Origin of the sequence: Erysipelatoclostridium sp. MSK.23.31 (genome assembly GCF_019125875.1) — a bacterium.
GTDB lineage: Bacteria > Bacillota_I > Bacilli_A > Erysipelotrichales > Coprobacillaceae > Thomasclavelia > Thomasclavelia ramosa.
This window is the reverse complement of record NZ_JAHOCB010000084.1, coordinates 1-3,569: the sequence shown is the minus strand read 5'-3', so window position 1 is coordinate 3,569 and position 3,569 is coordinate 1. Positions and strand designations below refer to the sequence as shown.

Below are 3,569 nucleotides of genomic sequence, written 5' to 3'. Positions count from 1 at the left end.
TGTAAAATGTACTTGGGTCATGTAAAAGTCCTCCTGGGTATGTTTTTGTCGTTAATAAAACAGCTAATACACCGGTTGAACCAGCAAACATAGAAGTAAACAATCCTACGTTTGTCATATCACCTGTTTTTACAGGGTTCTTTTGTCCGCTAGGCTTTGTTGGAGTAGTTGGCTTGCTCGGTTTCTGTGGCTGTTGTGGACTTACAGGTTTATTTGTTACTTTTTCTTTTACGGTAACTGTAATTGTTTTTTCAGTAATTGCACCATTTTTATCTACTACACGGAAAGTTACATGATAAGTGCCAGCCTTAGAAGTATCTACATCATTTGCAATAATGTTATCTTTTGTTAAAATAATCGTTCCGTCCTCTTTATCTGTTGCTGTCACATTTGCCAATGGGTCGAACGTATCGCCTACATTCAATGTAACATCATTTGCTGAAATGATTGGAGCAGAGTTAAGGTCGCCTGTATTTTGTTTCACAGTTACAGTAATCGTTTTTTTAGCAGAAGCTCCGTTTTTATCTGTTACTTTATAAGTCACATGGTAAGTACCAGCCTTAGAAGTATCTACATCATTTGCAACAATATTATCTTTTGTCAAAGTGATAGTTCCGTCCTCTTTATCTGTTGCTGTTACATTTGCCAATGGGTCGAAAGTATCGCCTACATTCAATGTAACATCATTTGCAGAAATAGTTGGTGCTGTATTATCTTCTCCTTGTGAGTTTAACGATAATTCTACTTTTAAAACAACGTTTCCGTCTTTATAAGTACCGCAATCATACTCATAAGTAACTGGTTTTTTTACATCATCTACCGTTATAATTCCTGTATCTTTATCTAAAGTTCCATTTGCAGTAACTTTTACTTTTGAAATATCTATTCCTTGTTCAACATCTTTTTTTAAGTCGATTTTATTCCCTTTAATATCAATATAACCGTTGCCTACAAAAGCATGATTATTTTCAAGAACTTTATTCTCTCCGACATTTAACCAGTATAAATCATCGCAAATTAATTTTTTAATTTTTGTGTTTTTACTTATATCAAGACCTCTTATCCCTTGTTCAAAAATTTCACCGCAACGTAGCATTTCAAGTTCTAAATTATTGCTTAAATCTAATTTTTTAATAGTTGTATCATGACAAAAAAGGCGTGTCAGTTTTGTGTTTTTTGTTACATCTAATTCAGCTATATTTGTCATATAACATGATAGTTGTTTCAAATTAGGGTTCTTACTTATATCAAGTGTTTTTACTTTTGTATCTCCTATATCTAAAGTGACTAATTGCGGATTATGTGTGACATCAAGTTCCATTAATCCTGTATTGCTACAAGATAGTTGTTCTAAGTTAGGATTGTTTGTTACATCTAAATTGGAAATAGAGGTACTATCTGCAAATAACGTATTCAATTTTTCATTCTTAGATACATCAAGACTGTTAATTGATGTATTATCGCAAACGAAAGCTTCCAAATTCGGATAACGTGTTAAATCAACGCTTCTTACTTTTGAAGAACGACAATCTAATCTTTTTAAAGATGAGTTTTTAACCGGACTTAAGTCTGAAACAGAAGTCGTAGAAACATCTAAAGACTGCAAATTTGTTAGATATTGAATACCCTCTAATGAAGATATCGTTTTCATATCATGCAAGTTTAAGAATTGGGCTTTTGATATTTCATCAACAGATAACACACTATCGCCGTCTTTATCAAATTCTGCAATGATTTGTTCTCTAAATACTTTGTCTGGAAAATGTGCTTCATCAATAGCAATACTTCCAGCTTTTACTTCTGTATTTTTGCTTGCTTCAACGGTCTTATCTTCGGTAACCACTTCTTTTTCTGGTGTTGCAGGTGTTTCCTGTTTTGTACTTTCTTCTTTTAAAGTTTCTGCATTTTCAGCAGTTTCTTCCTGTTCCTTGTCTGTTATATTCTCTTGTACTTCTGCGTTTTCTGTTTTCTGTTCCACAGGAACTTGCTCTGTCTTGTTTTCTTCTACAACGGCTTCCTGCACAACTTCTGTGTTTTCCTGTGCCATGACAGGAGTAGGAAGCCCTGTAAGTGCAGTTGTTGTTCCAATCATCAATGCGGAACTTACTGCAAGGACTTGTTTTTTCTTCATAGTTTGTTCACTCCTTATTTTTCATAAATTCTTTGCATAGAAAAACGCACAAACTCCCCCTTATAACTGGATAATCTGTGCGTTCTGTTTATTATTGATAGAATTGAAAAAAGGGCAGAATTTACTTGTCTGTCTGTCTGTCTGTCTGTCTGTCTGTCTGTCTGTCGCAAGCGTAACAATGTGTGAACATGACTGTCAACCCTTTCTTTCAAAAAAATTCAATCCTTGCTTCTATACAAAAAACATTATACTGGAAACAAACACCTCTTTCAATCTTTTTATGCGTGCAAGATAAAAAAATTGAGACATCACACTTTTCCTTTTTTCCTCTTGAGTACCCACAACAGAAAAGAAAAAGCCCTGTCAAGAGCTTGCCACCATTGGTGGTGCTTTGCACTCTTGATCGGGCTTTTTGTTTGCTGTATCTTCTCGCAAGAGGAAAAAGATTACTCGTCCTCATCATCAAAATGGTTATTCCTTAATACTTCCCGTAACAGTTCCATATCCTCTTTTGAGTTCGGATTTATCATTTTCACGACTTGATAAGGTGTCCTATATTTATGTCCCTCTATGCTTTCCCCAAACATATCCATACTGTATAAATCATCATAGCGGTCTAGTAATTTTTGAAACTTCAAATGCTGGATAAATTCTTTGATTGGGTAAAGGTCGGACGCTTCAATGCTTTTCCCGTTGATATAGTCTGTAATGTATTCCCGTAACTTTTCCAACTCATATTCCAGCCATTCTTCCTCGCTGTCAAAGAAGTTATCATAGTGTCCGTGTTTCAGTTCTGCATTTAGACGTTCTTCTGTTCTTAAAAACTGACAGACTTCTTTTTCAGACTGATTGACATACTTCCATTCTCCCGATAATAATTCATTCGGCGTTACGTCCAGCACTTCCATTATCTTTTCCAGCGTTTCATAAGCAGGATAGTTCAACCCTCTTTCAATCTTGGAAAGGCTCTGCATATTGATACCGATTTTGTCCGCAAGTTCCTGTTGTTTCATTCCCCTAAATTTTCTTATGGTCTGTATATTATTTCCTAAATGGCTTATTTTCATTGCACAACCCTCCATATCTCGTTATATCTTCACTGTTATAAGTCTATCATGCTTAATATGATTTGTAAAGACAAAAAAAGATATTGACAAATAAGCATATAAGAATTACTATGCTATTGTGAGTGAATAAGCACAATAGCATGAAATACAAAAACATTCAAAAAGAAATACCCATCTGATTAAACCCGTAGATATGAATATTGGTTGAAATGGAACTTGTTAGAAAAGGCAAAACAGGACTTGCTGACAAAGTATTTCTGACACGGTGGCGGAAGCCTCTCAGGCTTACCGCCATGACACCTTGTGTCAAGGGGAAGAAATGCTTTGTCGGCTGGCGAGCCTGCGAGCCTTGACTGTGCCCCCGTTATCTA

At 35.4% G+C, this 3,569-nt stretch carries 2 protein-coding genes; both read right to left on the bottom strand.

Annotation, left to right across the window (positions count from 1 at the left end; genetic code table 11):
- Nucleotides 1-2,131: immunoglobulin-like domain-containing protein (locus KSU54_RS18215; protein ID WP_134932629.1), on the bottom strand; the 2,131-nt coding region annotated here is incomplete at its 3' end.
- Nucleotides 2,132-2,577: 446 nt separating this feature from the next.
- Entirely contained in the window at nt 2,578-3,213 is a 636-nt protein-coding gene (locus KSU54_RS18210) for a helix-turn-helix domain-containing protein (RefSeq protein ID WP_004610984.1), read from the bottom strand.
- Between the last annotated feature and the right edge of the window lie 356 nt (nt 3,214-3,569).

What these genes read in the sequence shown, in the direction of transcription:
- KSU54_RS18210 (WP_004610984.1), bottom strand. Translation starts at nt 3,213, where the DNA reads ATGGAGGGTTGTGCAATGAAAATAAGCCATTTAGGAAATAATATACAG.